Origin of the sequence: Actinoplanes sp. CA-030573 (assembly GCF_050951115.1) — a bacterium.
Lineage (GTDB): Bacteria > Actinomycetota > Actinomycetes > Mycobacteriales > Micromonosporaceae > Actinoplanes.
The window spans coordinates 8250067-8267192 of sequence record NZ_CP192038.1 but is presented as its reverse complement, the minus strand read 5'-3'; the positions used below and the strand labels follow the sequence as shown (position 1 = coordinate 8267192).

Sequence of the window (17126 nt, the reverse complement as noted above, 5' to 3'; positions counted from 1 at the left end):
CTAACCCGGGCGAACCATCGGGAAGAGCACCGTCTCCCGGATGTTCTTCCCGGTGATCATCATGATCAGCCGGTCGACGCCCATGCCGAGACCGCCCGACGGCGGCATCGCGTACTCCAGCGCGCGCAGGAAGTCCTCGTCCAGCTCCATCGCCTCGGGATCGCCTCCGGCGGCGAGCAGCGACTGCTCGGTGAGCCGGCGGCGTTGTTCGACCGGATCCACGAGCTCGGAGTAGGCCGTGCCGATCTCGGCGCCGAAGCAGACCAGATCCCACCGCTCGGCCAGACGCGGGTCGGCGCGATGGGCCCGGGTCAGCGGCGAGACCTCGATCGGGAAGTCCCGGTAGAAGGTCGGCTCGACGGTGCGGCCCTCGACCAGCTCCTCGTACATCTGCAGGAGCAGGTGGCCCGCTCCCCAGCCGGGCGCGTACGCGACGGCCGCCCGCTCGCAGTGTTTCCGCAGTTGCTCCACCCCGGTGTCGGCGGTCACCTCCTCGCCGAGCGCGGCCGAGATCGCGTCGTTGACCGTCGTGCTGCGCCACGTGCCGCCCAGGTCGTAGGCGGTGCCGTCCCGGACCACGGTGGTGCCGCCGGAGACCGACCGCAGCACCCGCTGGATCATCGCCTGGGCGAGCGCCTGCATCCGGTCGTAGTCCCAGTACGCCGCGTACGCCTCGACCATGGTGAACTCCGGGTTGTGGGTGGCGTCGGCGCCCTCGTTGCGGAAGTTGCGGTTCAGCTCGAAGACGCGCTCGGCCCCGCCCACCATCAGCCGCTTGAGATAGAGCTCGGGGGCGATGCGCAGATAGAGACCCATGTCGTACGCGTTGATGTGGGTGAGGAACGGACGCGCGTTGGCGCCCCCGTGCACGCTCTGCAGGATCGGGGTCTCGACCTCCAGGAAGCCGTGCTCGTGCAGGTGGTCCCGCACCGCGCGCACGGCGGCCGGTCGCAGGCGCAGCATGCGCCGGGCATCCGGATTGGTGATCAGGTCGAGATAGCGCTGGCGCACCCGCGCCTCCGGATCGCTCAGCCCGCGGTGCTTGTCGGGCAGCGGCCGCAGGCACTTGGCGGTGATCGCCCAGCGGTCGGCGAACACCGACAGCTCGCCCCGGCGGGAGGTGATCACCTCGCCCTCGACGCCGACATGGTCGCCCAGATCGACGTCGCGGCGCCAGCAGCGCAGCGCGTCCGCGCCGACCCCCTCGAGCGCGATCATCACCTGCAGATCGCCGCTGCCGTCGCGCAGGGTGGCGAAGCACAGCTTGCCCGCGGTCCGGTAGAGCGTCACCCGCCCGGCCACGCCGACCCGGTGCCCGGTCCGGGTGTCCGGCGGGAGGCCGCCGAACCGCTCGCGGATCTCCAGCATCGTCGCGGTGCGCGGGAAGCCGGCCGGATACAGCTCGGCGCCACCGGCCCGGAGCCGGTCGTACTTGGCCCGCCGGACCCGCACCTGCTCGGGCAGTCCGGCGAGCTGCCGGGCCAGTTCCGCGGCCACCGGGTCCCGGTCGCCGTCGGCGGTCGCGGCCATCAGCGCCGCGACCTCGGCGCCGCCGGCCGTCGCCGAGGTCAGCGGGCTCACGTCCGGGTGGGCCGGGCGGCGGATGCGCAGCCGCATCGGCGACACGAAGCCCTCCGCGACCGCGAAGGCCACGCCGATGCGCAGCAGATCGCGCCGGTCGGCGTAGCACAGATAGCGCGGGTACCAGACCGGCTGATACTTGGCGTTCGCGCGGTACAGCGACTCCAGCTGCCACCAGCGGGAGCCGATCAGCAGGAAGCCGCGCCACAGCCGCAGCACCGGCCCGGCGCCGATCCGCTCGCCCTGCTCGAACGCGGCCCGGAACATGGCGAAGTTCAGCGAGATCCGCTCGACGCCGAACAGGCGCGCCTGCTGGACGAGCGACGTCACCATGAGCTCGTTGACCCCGTTCTCCGCGGTCCGGTCGCGTCGCATCAGGTCGAGTGACAGCCCCCGGTCTCCCCACGGGGCGAAGGACAGCAGCGCCCGCCGGGTCCCCCCGGCGTCCAGGCACTCGACCAGCACGCAGCGTCCGTCGGCCGGGTCGCCCAGCCGGGACAGCGCCATCGAGAAGCCGCGTTCGGTCTCGGTGTCCCGCCATCGGTCGGCGTCGTCCACGACGGTGGCCATCTCGGCGTCGTCGATGTCGGCGTGGCGCCGGATGCGTACGGTGTGACCGGACCGCTCGACCCGCTGCACCGCCTGCCGCACCACCCGCATGGCCCGCCCGTCCAGGCGGAAGTCGCGGACGTCGATGACCGCCTCGTCGCCGAGCTCGAGAGCGCCCAGGCCGGCCGACACGTACGCCCGCGCCCCCGCCTCGCCGGCGCCCAGGACCGCCGGCGCCCACCCGAAGTACCGCGCCTCGGTCAGCCAGGCCTCGATCGCGCCGGCCCAGCCCTCGGGGGCGCCGATCGGGTCGCCGGCGGCCAGGCTGGCCCCGCCCACCACCCGGTAGGCGACGGCCGCCCGCTCGCCCGGCGACCACATCACCGTCTTGTCCCGCCGGGTGGCGAAGTAGCCGAGGGAGTCGTTCTCCCCGAACAGCGCCAGCCGTTCCCGGATCCGGGCCTCGTCGTGCGGGCCCAGCGAGCGGCGTGCCTGCCGGGGCCGCAACAGCACGGCGACCGCGGTCAGGAAGGCCAGGCCGCCCATCAGGCCACACAGGAACGTGACCCAGCGCGGCCCGCGGCCCACGATCCCGGTGGTGTCGGCGTCGCCCAGGCCGCCGAGCACGTGGTTGACCGACCAGGCCAACCGGTCGCCCTCGGTGGCCAGGGTGCCGGGCGCGACCCGCAGCAGCAGCCAGCCGACGAGGACACCGAGCGTGAGCAGCCCGACCAGGACGCCGAGGGCCTTCCAGCCGTTCCCGCGCTCGATCCGGGCCGTGAACTGGCGCCGGGCCGCGATCAGGACACCCACCGCGCCCCCGGTGACGAGCAGGGCCGGCAGGTAACCGATCTCCCCGCTCACGGTCTGCCCGAGCCGGCTCAGCGCCGCCGGGACGGCAAGCAGGAGCAGCACCAGCCACCACGCGGCACGCAGGCGACGGCGACAGGCGCCGGCGAGCAGGGAGAGCACGATGGCGTACGCGAGATTGGGCGTCACCGTGATCGAGACATACTCGACGGCGACGCGCAGCCAGTGCAGTGGCGCCCGCAGGAACGGGAAGACCGCCAGCAGCGCCGAGAACGCCGCCACGAAGCCCAGGTAGTACGCGAGCAGGTCGGGAACGCGCTCGAGCCGGCGGCCGCGCCGTTCCAGACGCGGTCGCGTGGCCGCCGGGACCCCGCCCGGCGGGATTGCCATGGACGCTTCCATTCGCGCCTCCTCGGCTGACTACGCCGGGCGGATGGGCACGGCGGCTCCTTGCCGATTCATGACTGCGACCAGCCTGACAGATCGTCGGGGTCCGGTCGATGGGCCTGTCGGCTACCGTCGGCGGCCGCTCGCAGCCAGCCCAGCGCGACGTCGCCGGTCCGGTCGCGGTGCCAGACCATGACCCAGGGATAGGTGAGCTCGGGAACAAGGCGCAGGCGCGCCGTGCCGGCGGGAAGCGGCGTGGAGCGCAGGCTGACGGTGACGCACCCGCCCTCGGCCACCAGTTCCAGCGCGGCGGCCGCGCTCGCGGTCGAGACCGGATAGCGGGCCGGCGTGAAGCCCGCCGCCCGGCACGCGGCGAGGACGAAGGCCGTCCACTCGGGCGCCAGCGTCTCGTGCGGAAGGTAGAAAGCCTCGCCGCGGAAGCCCGCGTCCAGCTCCCCGGACAGGATCCGGCGGCGCTGGCTGACGCTGCCCTCCGCGGTGACGGTCAGCCGCAGGTCCCGGTGCGCGAGCCGGAGCCGCTTGAGCACCTCGCGGGGCAGCGCCAGCTCGGCGTCGAGCACGTCCACCCGCAGCAGGGGCCGCGGGGCGACCGCCGCGACGCCGGCCCGGATCGCCACGGTCGCCTGCCGCGCGTACGGCAGAAAGGCCCGCCCCGCCTCGGTGAGCGCCACCCCGCGGCTGGTGCGGTCGAACAGCGCGACGCCGAGCTCCTTCTCCAGGCGCCGGATCTGGTTGCTCAGGGCCGGCTGCGATACGAACAGCAACCGCGCCGCCCGGGTGAAGTGCAGCTCGTCGGCGACCGCGAGGAAGTACGTGAGCAGGCGCAGATCGATGCCGCCACCTGGGTTCATAACCGGATCCTGTCACCGCACCGGAACGGTGTCTTGGACCGGCGCCGGGCCGCCCGCCGAGACTCGGGCCATGACCAGCATCGAGATCGGCAGCCACCGCATCGGGCCGGGGCACCGCCCGTTCGTCATCGCCGAGATGTCCGGCAACCACAACGGCTCGCTCGAACGGGCGCTGCGCATCGTGGACGCGGCCGCCGCGAGCGGCGCCCACGCGCTGAAGCTGCAGACCTACACCCCGGACACCATCACCATCGACTCCACGGCACCCGAGTTCCGCCTCTCCGCCGACCACGGTCTCTGGGGCGGGCAGACCCTGTACGAGCTCTACCGGAAGGCGCACACCCCGTACGCCTGGCACCGGCCGATCTTCGAGCGAGCGGCCGAGCACGGCCTGACCGTGTTCGCCGCGCCCTTCGACCCGACCGCGATCGACCTGCTCGAGTCGCTCGGCGCGCCCGCGTACAAGATCGCCTCGTCCGAGCTGGTGGACCTGCCGCTGATCCGCCTGGCCGCCGCCACCGGCAAGCCGCTGATCCTGTCGACCGGCATGGCCCGCGTCGCCGAGATCGCCGACGCCGTCGACGTCGCCCGCGGGGCCGGCGCCACGCAGATCATCCTGCTGGCGTGCACGGCGTCGTACCCGGCGCCGCCCGAGGACACCAACCTGCGCCGCATCCCGGTCCTGGCCGAGACGTTCGGCGTCCAGGCCGGGCTCTCCGACCACACCCCGGGCCTGGGTGCGGCGATCGCGAGCGTCGCCCTCGGCGCGACCGTCATCGAGAAGCACCTGACCCTGGCCGGCGCGGACGGCGGTGTCGACTCGGCGTTCTCGCTGACGCCGGCGCAGATGCGCGACCTGGTCGACGAGACCGGCCGCGCCTGGCGGGCGCTCGGCGCCAGCCGCATCGGGCCCACCCCCTCCGAGCTCGAGGGCCTGCGCTTCCGCCGCTCGCTCTACGTCGTGGCCGACGTCCAGGCGGGCGACGAGGTGACCACGGCGAACGTACGCTCGATCCGCCCCGCCCACGGCCTGCCGCCCGTCGAGCTCGACCGCCTCCGCGGCCGCCGCTTCACCCGCGACGCGGCCAAGGGCACCCCGATGACCTTCGACCTCGTCTGAGCCTGGCCGGCCCGCCGGGACCGGGACCCTGTCGATCCGCGCGCCGGGAATCTATGTTCGGGGGGTGACTCCCGGCGGCGACGGGTTCCGGCTGGCCGAGGCGGTTGCCGACGTCTACGGCGACCTGCGCCTCGAGCCCGTCCTGCGCCGCCTTCTGCGGCACACCGCCCGCCTCACCCGCTCGGCCGCCGGCAGCATCTCGCTGATCGACGCGGCGGCCGGGCGCTACACCAAGGCCGCCGAGTACGGCGCCTTCTGCCGGCTGGGCGACTCGTTCCCGCTCGACGAGGGCGCCACCGGCCGGGCGTTCGGCAGCCGGCGGCCGGTCGTCATCCCCGAGTACGGTCAGCTGCGCGCGGGACATCTCGCCGGGGCCGACCCGGTTCGGCGTGGGCCGGCCGCCGCCGTGCCGATCTGGTGGCGCGGGGAGGTGATCGCGGTCAGCGTCACGTTCGCGCCGGCCGCCGGCGCCTTCTCCGCCCGTGACGTCGACGACCTGGAGATGCTGACGCAGACGGCGGCGGGCGCGATCGTCCGGACCGGGCGCTTCGAGTCGCTGGCCACCGCGCTGCGGCGGACCGGAACGGTGGTCACCGAGGCCGGGGCGGTGCGGCCGGTCGCGCCCGAGGTGGCGCGGGTGGCGGCCGATCTGGTGGGCGGCGCCGGGAGTGGACTGCGCGTCGGCATCGTCTACCGGCCCGAGGGTGTGCGGGTCATCGTGCAGGACGGGACGGACGGCGCGGCCTGGGCGGATCGGCCGCCGCGGATCGCGGGCGGCGAGGTCACCGTCGAGAAGGTGCGCGGGTGGGGGGTCATTCTGCGGGCCGACATCCCGTACGCGATGCCGGCCGCGCCCTCGCCCTTCACCGCGCGCGAGTCGGAGGTCCTCGAGCCGCTCCGCCAGGGCCTCACCTACCGGGAGATCGCGTCGCGCCTGGGCATGTCGCCGAAGACGGTGGAGAAGCACGTCGGCGCGATCATGCGGAAGACCGGCGCCTCGAACCGGACGGCCGCGGTCGTCACCGCGCTCGACAACGGCTGGCTCGGCATGGGCCTGGGGGATTCACCCCATACCGCGACCGGGTGACGCGTGGCTTGACTGGGCGCATGCCCGTCGTGTCCATGAAGGAGATCCTCGACCGCGCCCTCGCCGAGCGCTACGGGGTCGCGGCCTTCAACATCGTCAACGACCTGACCATCGAGGCGGTCCTGGCCACCGCGGTCGAGGAACGGGCGCCGGTCATCCTGCAAACCTCGGTCAAGACGGTCAAGATGTACGGCCGGAGCCAGCTCTTCGGCATCTTCGGCGCGCTGATGCGGGACGTCGACGTCCCGGTCAGCCTCCACCTCGATCACTGTCCCGACCGTACGGTCATCTCGGATTGTCTCGCCGGAGGCTGGAACTCGGTGCTCTTCGACGCCCACGAGCTCCCCGTGGCCGAGAACCTGCGCCAGACGACCGAGGTCGTGGCCGAGGCCCGCCGCACCGGCGCCCACGTCGAGGGGGAGATCGAGGGCATCCAGGGCGTCGAGGACGACATCGGCTCGGACGAGGCCTCGAAGATCCAGTCGCTCGAGGTCGCCGTCGACTTCATCAAGCACACCGGCGTCGACTGCTTCGCCCCGGCCATCGGCAACGCGCACGGCCAGTACAAGCAGGCGCCCACGCTGGACGCGCAACGGGTCAGCGACCTGGTGGCGGCGACCGGCGTGCCGATGGCTCTGCACGGCGGGACCGGCCTGACCGACGAGCAGTTCACCGATCTCATCGCCCGCGGCTGCGCCAAGGTCAACATCTCGACGGCGCTGAAGGAGAGCTTCATGAAGTCCGGGCTCGCCCATCTGCAGGAGGCCGCCTCGACCGGCAAGTGGGATCCGCCCACGTTGTTCCGCCGGCAGCGGACCGCCGTGATGGAGATGGCCCGGCGGCACATCCGGCTGTTCGGAAGCGCGGGGAAAGCGTGGTGAGCGCGCTCGTCTTCGACTGCGACGGCGTGCTGGCCGACACCGAACGGTACGGCCATCTGCCCGCCTTCAACGCCACCTTCGAGCGGTTCGGCCTGCCCGCGCACTGGAGCGAACAGGAGTACGGCGCGAAGCTGCGGATCGGCGGCGGCAAGGAACGGATGGCGAGCCTGTTCGACGATCCCGCCTTCGCCGCGGCCGTGCCCGGTGACCGGGCCGATCTGCTGGCCACCTGGCACAAGGCCAAGACCGCCACGTTCAAGCAGCTGGTCGCGGACGGCAAGTTGCCGCCCCGGCCGGGAGTCGCGCGCATCATCCGGGAGGCGCTGGCCGCCGGGTGGACGGTCGCGGTCGCCTCGACGTCGGCCGAGGAATCGGTGCGGGCCGTCCTGGAGAACGCGGTCGGCGCCGCGACGGCGTCGAAGGTGCCGGTCTTCGCCGGTGACATCGTGCCCGCGAAGAAGCCGGATCCGGCCATCTACCAGCTGACCGTCGACCGGCTCGGGCTGAACCCGGCGGAGACGCTCGTGGTCGAGGACTCCCGCAACGGCCTGCTGGCCGCCACCGGCGCCGGACTGCGCTGCCTGGTGACCGTCAACGGCTACACCCGCGACGAGGAGTTCACCGAGGCCGTGCTCGTGGTCTCGGAGCTGGGCGACCCCGGCCGCCCGCCGATCGAGGTGCTGGCCGATCGGAGCGCGGCCCGGCCGGGCGACTACCTCACGCTCGACGACCTGCGCGCATGTCTTTCGGTTCCGGATTCGTCTTCGGGAGAGGGCAGATGACCATCGACGCAACCGAGCAGGTGGTCCGGACGATAGCCGAGACCGCCATCGACAACGAGAAGTACTTCGGCGACCTCGACTCGGTCGTCGGCGACGGCGATTTCGGCTATTCGCTGGCCCGGGGCTTCGAGAAGCTGCTGGAGGGCTGGGACGACCTGGACCGGTCGAACTCCGGGACGTTCTTGAAACGTACCGGCATGGTGATCGCCTCCCGGATCGGCGGCACGTCCGGACCGCTCTGGGGAACCGCCTTCATCCGCGCCGGCACCGCCGCCGGCGACGCCGACCTGACCGGCGAGCGGGTCGTCGCGATGCTGCGCGCGGCGATCGAGGGGATCAAGGCGCGGGGCCAGTCGGACGTCGGCGACAAGACGCTGCTCGACGCGCTGGTCCCGATGACCGACCGGCTGCAGCTCGCGCTGGACGATGGCGCGTCGCCCGAGGAGGCGGTCCGGGCCGCGGCGGCGACCGCGCGGGAGGCGGCCGAGGCCACGAGCACGATGGTCGCCAAGCGGGGCCGTGCGTCGTACACGGGCGAACGCAGCAGGGGGTCGGTCGACGCCGGCGCCATGGCGGTGGCCGTCATCGCCGAACGGATCAGCGAGACCTGGCAGAAGGGAGCGGCGTCATGAAGAAGTTCGTCAACGACCCGAAGAGCTACGTCCCGGAGATGCTGGAGGGCGTCGCCCTCGCCAACCCCGGCACCCTCAAGTACGTCCCCGCCTACAACCTGATCATGCGGGCCGACGCGCCGCGCGCCGACAAGGTCTCGATCGTGCAGGGCTCCGGCTCCGGCCACGAGCCGGCCCACGTCATGGCGGTCGGCAAGGGGATGCTCGACGCCGCCTGCCCCGGCGACGTCTTCGCGGCGCCGCCGATGGACTACGTCTACGAGACCGCCAAGCTGCTGTCCTCGCCCAAGGGCGTGCTGCTGCTGGTGAACAACTACACCGGCGACCGGATGGCGTTCGACATGGGCAAGGAGATGGCCGAGGCGGAGGGCGTACGGTGCGAGATCCTCACCGTCAACGACGACGTCGCCGTGCAGGACTCGCTCTACACGGTCGGCCGCCGCGGCGTGGCCGGCAACTTCTTCGTGATCAAGGCCGTCGGCGCCGCGTCGGAGAAGGGCGCCGACCTCGACGAGCTGCTCCGGATCGGCCGCAAGGTCAACGACGTGACCCGCACGATGGGGGTGGCGCTGACCGCCTGCACGCCGCCGGCCAAGGGCTCGCCGCTGTTCGAGCTGGGCGGCGACGAGATGGAGTTCGGCGTCGGCATCCACGGCGAGCCCGGCCGCGAGCGCCGCAAGCTGGCCTCCGCCGACCAGATCGTCGACGACCTGCTCGAAGCCGTGGTGCCCGACCTGCCCTACAACTCCGGCGACCGGGTGGCCCTGATGATCAACGGCCTGGGCGGCACCCCCGTCAGCGAGCTCTACATCCTCTACCGCCGAGCCCACCAGCAACTGGCCGAGCGCGGCATCACGGTCGGCCGCAGCTACGTGAACGAGTACTGCACCTCCCTCGACATGGCCGGCGCGTCCCTGACCCTGGTCCGCCTCGACGACGAGATCGAGGGCCTGCTCAACGAACCGGCGGAGGCCGCCATCCGCGTCTTCTGAGGGTTAGGGGCCCCGCGCCCGCCGAGACCGGGATCATCGCGGGCGCCGCGGCCTTGGCCGGGCTACGACGTCATCAACGGGGGACCGGGTCGGCCCAGGCGGCCCGTAGGAGGCCGACCAGACCGACGTTCGCGGAGCGCCGGGCCGCCGACAGGAGCGACTCGGCGCCCCGCGCTTCGGCGGCGAGAGCCGCGGCGCTGGCGGCCGTCCGCCGAGCCTCGTCCTCGGCCCGTTCCGCTTCCGCCGCCGCCTGCTCGTACCGTCGCTGGCTCTCCCGCACCCGCAACTCCCATCCGAGAGGCACCGCGGCGTGGCTCGGCGTGGGCTCCGCCGTCATTTGCGCGTGCCGCCAGATCCGGTTGAGCTCGTCAACCGACAGCTGTCCACGCTGGTATGCATCCAGAGCCGCGCGCTGCACGAGCTGATGAGTTTGGCCGGCCGCTTCGGCGGCTTTGAGCACCTGCCGGTGGTGTTGCTCCGCAATGTCGCGTCTCGTGGAGGCCCACGGCCCGATCCTGCGCCTGGTCGGCCTCGTCCAACGCCCGCAGCGCTGCCGAAGTTGCCAACTCGGCGTCGGCAGCAACCACGTCCACCTCGTCGGTGATGAACACCGACCCACCGTGCTCCGCTTGCCGGTCGGCGAGTTCGCGTTGACGGCGGGCCGCGATCCCCAGCAGCGCTACAGCCAGCAGCAAGGTGGCCTGGATCGAGCTGAAGACGAACATGGCAAGTGTCGACACTACTGTTCCTTTTCCGCCGTCTCGCGATGGTTCACGCTCCGCTCGACCCGCGTTGCGGAAGTTCGAACGGCGCATGGCGGAACATGCCCAATCGGGCGGCAAGGAACACTCGGATGGCCGCGTCAAACGGAGGCCGTCGCCACGCTGTCATCAGCCACGTCTTCAGCGTGCTCGGTGTCCACCGGCCGCCTCGCCGGTGAGCCTGCGCTGAACCTCCGCCAGCACCACGTCACGATGGCAACAATCCTGATCGGCCTCGAAGCAGAGCACCGCCACCCGGCCGAGACCATCGATCTGGTGTGCAGATCAGGGGACAACAGAGCGACGTCGTCCTCGTCCCGCCACGTCGTCCACTGCGGCATTCGGCCCTCAGTCACCGTCAGGCGCAGGAAGTCCAGCCGCTCGGGCGACGCGGCGGCGTCGATCCGGTACCGGAAGCCAGTCGCGCGTCGACGAACAGTCACCCGGCGACCGGACGCCGAGCCACTTGCACGACGGTAGGAAGGAACAGGCCGGCATTGCTGTGCGCGACCAGGAACACCGGTTGGCCCTGCGGCAACCGGGAGACAACGTCGTTGGCTCTGTCGGCGACGCGTGGCCAGAACGGCGAGTCCGCATCGGTCACGTCGACCAGCGACGGCACCGCCGTCACTGCACCCAGGGTTGTCAGCCTGGCTGCTACAGGAGCCCACGTCGGAGGACCCAGCAATAGACTATGAGAAATACGAACGCAGAATCCATCCATTTGCCACTCATGAGCCAGACTGCGGGCCGCTACACGAGCCGTTGCGCTCTGGGCGAACTGGGCTACGTTCGCGTCGTTCCCGACCGATGGCCGCTATCCGAGTAGCGGCATGCCGCGCTTTCATCGAGGCTCCAGAGACGTATGCGCTCGAGCAATCAACGATTTGCGCAGTGCCGTTGATCTACGGTGGGTTCGTGGTCGACATCAGTCAGGAGACCGAGGAGCAGACTGACCAGCGGTTGCGCCGGGTCATCGCGCTCGCCGAGTTGGTCGTGCACGACGGGGTCTGGTGCTTCCAGGAATCCCCGATATCGAACCCTCCGGCGCTCTCGGAGCAGACGCTCGCCGTGGTGCGGGACGAGGACTCGTGGAGCGCTCTGGCACGGCTGGACCAGGAGCCGGCCGAACCGCTCGAGCGTTTCGGGGTGTTCTCGTTCCATTTTCCGCCCGGAATCGACAACAGCGGCTTCGTGGGCTGGCTGGCCACCCATCTCAAGCGCAGACTCGGCACGGGCGTGTTCGTTGTATGCGGCAGCAACCGCGCCCGCGGCGGCATCTACGACCACTGGGGTTGCCCACACTCCCTGCTGCCAGAGGTCGTTGCAGTGGTCCGGCAACTCTCCGCGCCATGACGGGCTAAAGCGCGACTCGCGGCATGACAAAGATTGATCTTCGTGGCCGCGTATCAGTGTTCTTGGTATTTGTCGCTCGTCGTTCCGGCTGGTTGGGGTTGCTGGTCGGTGCGTGCATTCCGGCTGCTGGTGGTTTTGGTTTTGGGTTGTGGATGGTTGCTGTCACAGTGGTGCGATGAGTCGGCTTTTGGTGGCGGTCGATCCGTCGGTCGGTGTTGATGCGGCGGCGTTCGCGACAGCGTGGGGCGAGGAGCCTGAGGCTGCGGAGGTAGGCCCGGCGAAGGTGCAGGAGGCGCCGGCGGGCTCGTTCGTGCCGGGTGTAACGGAGTTCATCCTTGTGCCGCTGGCAGTGAACCTGGTGTCCTCGGTCGTGTACGACATCATCCGGCGAGTGTTGCGGCGGGCCTCCGGTGGGCGTCAGGTGTCCGAGGTGGAGATCGCGGAGTTCACCTCGGCGAACGGGGATCGGGTGGTGGTTGCCCGGGCGCGGCGGGAGGTCTCGTGACCGAGATCGTGGTGCGGGAGATGTCGGCCGCCGCCGACGGTTCGTTCGGTGTCCGGGTCGATTTCGGCGGTGAGGGCGGCGCCGACGTGATCGTGTCCGCGCCGGTCGAGGAGAGCGCTGAGAAGTTGCTGGCGTGGTATTTCGAGGAGCATTTGCGCTACCCGTTCCTGGACCAGGATTTGGCAGCCCGGGCGGTCGGTCTGGTTGGTAAGTACGGGCACCGATTGTTTCGGCAGGTGTTCGCGGGCGAGGCCGCATTCGGGTATCGGCGGGTTCGTGATCGTGGGTTCGAGGGCTGCCGGTTGGTGGTGCGCGGGTCGGCGGCGTTTCATCGTCTGCATTGGGAAGCGTTGTTTGATCGTGATGCTGGTATCCGGGTGGCGTTGCGGATGCCGGTGGTCCGCCAGGATGCCCGGGTTCCGCTGCGGTACGAGCTGCCGGCGGCGGCACCGACGCTGAACATCCTGGTGGTGACGGCCAGGCCGTTCGGACCCCGGGACGTCGGCTACCGGACGATCTCGCAGCCGTTGCTCGACGCGATCGGCCGGGCCGATCTGCCGGTGACGGTTGATCTGGTCCGGCCGGGCACGTGGGAGGCGCTACGCGACGCGTTGCGGGCGGCCGAGCGTGACCCTCAGCGTGGCCAGGGCTGGTACCAGGTCGTGCACTTCGACGTGCATGGCGGCTTCGGCACGCCGGCCGCGGTGGCAGGCGGTGACGGCACCGGCCGCTACCTGTTCGACCCGGCTACCGCTGCTGCCGATCTGAAGCAGGGCTTCCTCTACTTCGAGACGGCCAACGCGGGCCAGGCCAGGCCGGTGCCGTCTGCGCAGGTGGCGCAGGTGCTGGCGGAGCATCGGGTGGCGGTGGCGGTGCTGAACGCCTGCCAGTCCGCGATGCAGACCGGCAGCGAGGCGAGCCTGGCGCAGGCGCTGGTCGCGGCGGGCGCTCCGGTGGCGGTCGGGATGGCCTATTCGGTGACGGTGTCGGCGGCCAAGCAGGCGATGCCGGTGTTGTACGGGCGGTTGGCCGTCGGTGACGACCCGGTGGCCGCGGCGTGGGAGGCCCGCCGGAGCTTGAACGACGAGAAGACCCGGCGCGGCTACTTCGAGCAGGACCTGGAGTTGGAGGACTGGATTCTTCCGGTGGTCTTCGCTCAGCGTGACTCCCGCCTGACCCTGCGGCCGATGACGGCGGCCGAGCAGGAGGTGTTCTACCGCCGGCGTGAGCAGGTCGGGTCGCCGCCGGCGGTGGAGTACGGGTTCGTCGGCCGTGACCTGGACCTGCATGCTCTGGAACGGTTGCTGCTGTCCGGCCCGGACGCGGGTCAGGTGCTGGTGCGGGGGATGGCCGGGGCAGGTAAGTCGACGTTGCTGGCGCATGCCGGATGGTGGTGGCAGCGCACCGGTCTGGTCGATCAGGTGTTCGCGTTCTCCTACGAGCAGCGGGCTTGGACCTTCGAGCAGGTCACCCGGCACATCGCCCAGCGCCTGCTGAGCCCGGTCGAGTTCGCCGGTTGGGAAGCGATGAGCGAGGCCGCACGAACCGGGCTGGTCACCGACCGGCTCCGGGCGCAGCGGCATCTGATCGTCGTGGACAACGCCGAGTCGATCACGGCGAGTCCGGCCGCGATCCCGCACGCCCTGGCTGAGCCGCAGCGCGGCCAGCTGGCCCGGTTCCTGTCCGGGCTGCGCGGCGGCCGGACCTTGCTGCTGGTCGGCTCCCGCGAGGCGGAATCCTGGCTGGCGCCGTCCACGTTTGCCGGCAACATCTATGACCTTCCCGGCCTGGACCCACAGGCGGCCACCGACCTGCTCGACCGGATCCTGACCCGGCACGGCGGCATCCACTGGCTCACCGAAACCGCCGACGAGCACCAGCGACAAGCCTTGACGAAGCTGATGCGACTGCTGGACGGCTACCCGCTACCCATGACCGTGGTCCTGCCGCAACTGGCCACCACACCGCCGGCACAGATCCTCGCCGAGTTCGACACCGGCCAGGAATCGGCCGATCCCACCATGGCAGCACGGCGAGCGATCGAGTACAGCCACGGCAAACTCGACCCCGCCCTGCAATCATCCATCCTGCTGCTCGCGCCGTTCACCGCCAGCATCCCGGTTCCGGCCCTGGACGGGTATGTCGAAGCTCTGACCGGTCAGGAGGCGGTAGGCGCGCTGGGTGAGGTTGATCTGAACGCTGCCGTCGCGGAACTGCAACGGGTCGGTCTGGCCGGCCCGCACCCCACCCTGGTCGGGTTCGTGGAGGTGGTGCCGATTCTGCCCTACTTCTTGCGTAACCGGCTGCGCGAGCGGTCCGACCTCACCTCGGCTCCCGCCCACGCCCACTACACCTTCTACACCGAATTTGGCCCCGCGCTGTATCACATGCTGACCAGCACCGACCCACAGCAACGGCTGACTGGCCGGGACGCGGTGGCCGCCGAGTACGCCAACCTGACCGCCGCGCTCGCCTACGCTCAACACATCAACCAGCCGGTCGTCGGCATCGTTTACGTTTTGGCGGAGTTCCTCGGCCAAGCCCAGCAGCACGACACCCGGCGGCGACTGCTCGATGACGCCATCACCGCCCACCCCGCGACTGACGACCCGGACCGGCAATGGGAGCTGGCGGTCCTGCACAACCTCGCCGGGAACACCGCGCTCACCCAGCACCGCCTCGACGACGCACGCCGGCACCACGAGGCCGAACTCGCCATCAAACAGGCCCTCGGGCGACGGCAGCAACAAGGTGTCACCTACGGCCAGCTCGGTAGGGTCGCGCAGGAACAGCGGCGCCTCGGGGAGGCCGACCGACACTACCGGCGAGCCCTCGACATCTTCCTGGAGTTCGACGACCGGCCGAGCGCGGCCCGCGCTTATCACCAGCTCGGCATGGTCGCGCAGCAGCAGCGGCGCCTCGAACAGGCCGAACAGCATTATCGGCAAGCCCTCGACATCTTCCGCGAGTTCGACGACCGGCACAGCGCGGCCCTCACCTACCACCAGCTCGGCATGGTCGCGCAGGAAGAGGGGCGGTTCGAGCAGGCCGAACAGCATTACCGGCAAGCCCTCGACATCAAGCTCGAGTTCGGCGACCGGCACAGCGCGGCCAGCACCTATCATCAGGTCGGCATCGTCGCGCAGGAGCAGGGGCGTTTTGTGCAGGCCGAACAGCACTACCGGCACGCCCTCGACATCCTCCTGGAGTTCGGCGACCGGCACGGTTCGGCCCTCACGTACCACCAGCTCGGCATGGTCGCGCAGGAAGAGGGGCGGTTCGAGCAGGCCGAACAGCAGTACCGGCAAGCCCTCGACATCAAGCTGGAGTTCGGCGACCGGCACAATGCGGCCAGCACCTACTATCAGCTCGGCATCGTCGCGGAGGAACAGCGGCGGTTCGAGCAGGCCGAACAGCAGTACCGGGAAGCCCTCGACATCTACCTGGAGTTCGGCGACCGGCACAATGCGGCCGACACCTACCACCAGCTCGGCATCGTCGCGGAGGAACAGCGGCGGTTCGAGCAGGCCGAACAGCAGTACCGGGAAGCCCTCGACATCTACCTGGAGTTCGGCGACCGGCACAATGCGGCCGACACCTACCACCAGCTCGGCATCGTCGCGCAGGAACAGCGGCGGTTCGAGCAGGCCGAACAGCACTACCGGGAAGCCCTCGACATTTACGTGGAGTTCCGCGACCGGCGCAGCGCGGCCAGCACCTACCACCGGCTCGGTGTCCTGCTGTCGCAGCTCAATCGACACCCCGAGTCCGTCGCCGCATTGCTCCAGGCCGCAGTGAACTGGCACACGAGCACGGGCGCATGGCCCAACGAGACTTTTGAAGAACTTCGGCAGGAAAAGCCGCACCTTCCTGAACACGAATTCCAAGCGGCAATAGCCGAAATCATCCCAGCGAACCTGCACCATGAAGTCAGCAACGCACTTGACGGCAGCGGCGGCGGTAGCGGGGATCAACAGTGAATCGGCCCCGGTTTCTCGGCTGGCATGATCTAACAGGGAGAGGAACATGCCAGCACCGAAGAAGTACGACGATGAGACGCAGGCTCGCGCGGTCCGGATGTATTCCGACCGGGTCGCCGGTGGTGATGTTTCGAAGTTGAAGGGCCGCCAGGAGGTAGGCGAGCTGCCGCGCCCCGGCCGGGCCGGCTGGTAATGCACAGCCGATCGTCGCGTTCCGGCCCGTGGATTGGCTGATCCCGGCGAGCCCGATCAAGAACACCCTCTCGACGGCGGAAGCGCCACCTGCTCGGCCGACCCGCGCGACGCGAACGGCGGGTCGCCGCCCTCGAGGCTGAGATCGCTCGCTTGCGTGGGCGACGAGCCGGCTAAACCTCGACTACCTCACCCGGGGCCCGAGACCGTCGGGATGCTCGCATTCGAAGCGGGCTATCAGGACGGCGAGCGTCGCGACCGCGTCGCAGTCCTACTTCGAAGTCATCGGGACAGTCTCGATGTGGTCGACACGGATGTGGTGGATGGCTCCCCGGCGCCGGGGCACTCCGGCCGCATCGGCGCGACGTTTCCCTACATGAGGTTTTCAGGCTTCGGCGTTCTTCCGGTTTGAGCGGAGTATGCGCCGCAGTCGGGAAGCGAGGCGGCCCAGGGCCTCGTCGCGCTCGCGTTGTACGGCATTGCCGAGGTTCGTGTCGGTCGAGTGACTACCGGTCAGGTACGGAAACATCGGTTGCCCCCTGTCGCCGGAGCACCCCCGGTGGGCGCTCTCACCAACATGTCGAACCTGATCCGCGAAATCGGACACGGACGAGGTGATGAATTCGGCACCTTGATCGA

Annotated in this window: 16 protein-coding genes; 11 read left to right on the top strand and 5 right to left on the bottom strand. The window is 70.4% G+C overall.

Going from position 1 to position 17126, the window contains the following annotated elements; genetic code table 11:
* Both lysX and ACQP2F_RS38040 read right to left on the bottom strand, forming a co-directional pair.
* Positions 1–3330: a bifunctional lysylphosphatidylglycerol synthetase/lysine--tRNA ligase LysX gene (gene lysX, locus ACQP2F_RS38045; RefSeq protein ID WP_433296296.1), complete on the bottom strand. Its 3330-nt coding sequence runs from the start codon at positions 3328–3330 to the stop codon at positions 1–3.
* Between the two features lie 68 nt (positions 3331–3398).
* Entirely contained in the window at positions 3399–4199 is an 801-nt protein-coding gene (locus ACQP2F_RS38040; RefSeq protein WP_433296294.1) for a LysR family transcriptional regulator, read from the bottom strand.
* 70 nt (positions 4200–4269) lie between these two features.
* On the opposite strand from ACQP2F_RS38040, the gene pseI reads away from it, so the two are divergent.
* The 6 genes from pseI to dhaK all read left to right on the top strand — a co-directional run bounded on the left by pseI (position 4270) and on the right by dhaK (position 9693).
* Complete coding sequence (gene pseI, locus ACQP2F_RS38035; protein WP_433296292.1) at positions 4270–5319, top strand: pseudaminic acid synthase; 1050 nt, start codon at positions 4270–4272, stop codon at positions 5317–5319.
* 64 nt (positions 5320–5383) lie between these two features.
* On the top strand, positions 5384–6406 hold the full coding sequence (locus ACQP2F_RS38030; RefSeq protein ID WP_433296290.1) for a LuxR C-terminal-related transcriptional regulator: 1023 nt from the start codon (positions 5384–5386) through the stop codon (positions 6404–6406).
* A gap of 20 nt (positions 6407–6426) precedes the next feature.
* On the top strand, positions 6427–7287 hold the full coding sequence (locus ACQP2F_RS38025; protein WP_433296288.1) for a class II fructose-bisphosphate aldolase: 861 nt from the start codon (positions 6427–6429) through the stop codon (positions 7285–7287).
* A complete protein-coding gene (locus ACQP2F_RS38020) occupies positions 7284–8069 on the top strand; it encodes an HAD-IA family hydrolase (RefSeq protein WP_433296286.1) in 786 nt (261 codons plus the stop codon). The genes ACQP2F_RS38025 and ACQP2F_RS38020 overlap by 4 nt, the downstream gene beginning before the upstream one ends.
* Complete coding sequence (gene dhaL, locus ACQP2F_RS38015) at positions 8066–8701, top strand: dihydroxyacetone kinase subunit DhaL (protein WP_433296284.1); 636 nt, start codon at positions 8066–8068, stop codon at positions 8699–8701. The genes ACQP2F_RS38020 and dhaL overlap by 4 nt, the downstream gene beginning before the upstream one ends.
* On the top strand, positions 8698–9693 hold the full coding sequence (gene dhaK / locus ACQP2F_RS38010) for a dihydroxyacetone kinase subunit DhaK (protein ID WP_433296281.1): 996 nt from the start codon (positions 8698–8700) through the stop codon (positions 9691–9693). The genes dhaL and dhaK overlap by 4 nt, the downstream gene beginning before the upstream one ends.
* A gap of 73 nt (positions 9694–9766) precedes the next feature.
* On the opposite strand, the gene ACQP2F_RS38005 is transcribed toward dhaK, so the two are convergent.
* From ACQP2F_RS38005 to ACQP2F_RS37995, 3 genes are all read right to left on the bottom strand, one after another.
* Positions 9767–9997 carry a hypothetical protein gene (locus ACQP2F_RS38005; protein ID WP_433296279.1) on the bottom strand — a complete coding sequence of 77 codons (231 nt, stop codon included), beginning with the start codon at positions 9995–9997 and terminating at the stop codon, positions 9767–9769.
* A 64-nt stretch (positions 9998–10061) separates the two neighbouring features.
* Positions 10062–10433, bottom strand: a complete 372-nt coding sequence (locus tag ACQP2F_RS38000; protein ID WP_433296277.1) for a hypothetical protein — start codon at positions 10431–10433, stop codon at positions 10062–10064.
* Between the two features lie 460 nt (positions 10434–10893).
* Positions 10894–11085, bottom strand: coding sequence for a hypothetical protein (locus tag ACQP2F_RS37995; protein WP_433296275.1), 192 nt, complete (start codon positions 11083–11085; stop codon positions 10894–10896).
* A 287-nt stretch (positions 11086–11372) separates the two neighbouring features.
* On the opposite strand from ACQP2F_RS37995, the gene ACQP2F_RS37990 reads away from it, so the two are divergent.
* From ACQP2F_RS37990 to ACQP2F_RS37970, 5 genes are all read left to right on the top strand, one after another.
* A complete protein-coding gene (locus ACQP2F_RS37990) occupies positions 11373–11810 on the top strand; it encodes a DUF6196 family protein (protein ID WP_433296273.1) in 438 nt (145 codons plus the stop codon).
* A 190-nt stretch (positions 11811–12000) separates the two neighbouring features.
* Positions 12001–12315: a hypothetical protein gene (locus tag ACQP2F_RS37985; protein ID WP_433296271.1), complete on the top strand. Its 315-nt coding sequence runs from the start codon at positions 12001–12003 to the stop codon at positions 12313–12315.
* On the top strand, positions 12312–16295 hold the full coding sequence (locus tag ACQP2F_RS37980) for a tetratricopeptide repeat protein (protein WP_433296269.1): 3984 nt from the start codon (positions 12312–12314) through the stop codon (positions 16293–16295). Before ACQP2F_RS37985 ends, ACQP2F_RS37980 begins: the two co-directional genes overlap by 4 nt.
* A 46-nt stretch (positions 16296–16341) precedes the next feature.
* A complete protein-coding gene (locus ACQP2F_RS37975; protein ID WP_433296266.1) occupies positions 16342–16488 on the top strand; it encodes a hypothetical protein in 147 nt (48 codons plus the stop codon).
* A 213-nt stretch (positions 16489–16701) separates the two neighbouring features.
* A complete protein-coding gene (locus ACQP2F_RS37970) occupies positions 16702–16899 on the top strand; it encodes a hypothetical protein (protein WP_433296264.1) in 198 nt (65 codons plus the stop codon).
* The last annotated feature ends 227 nt before the right edge of the window (positions 16900–17126 follow it).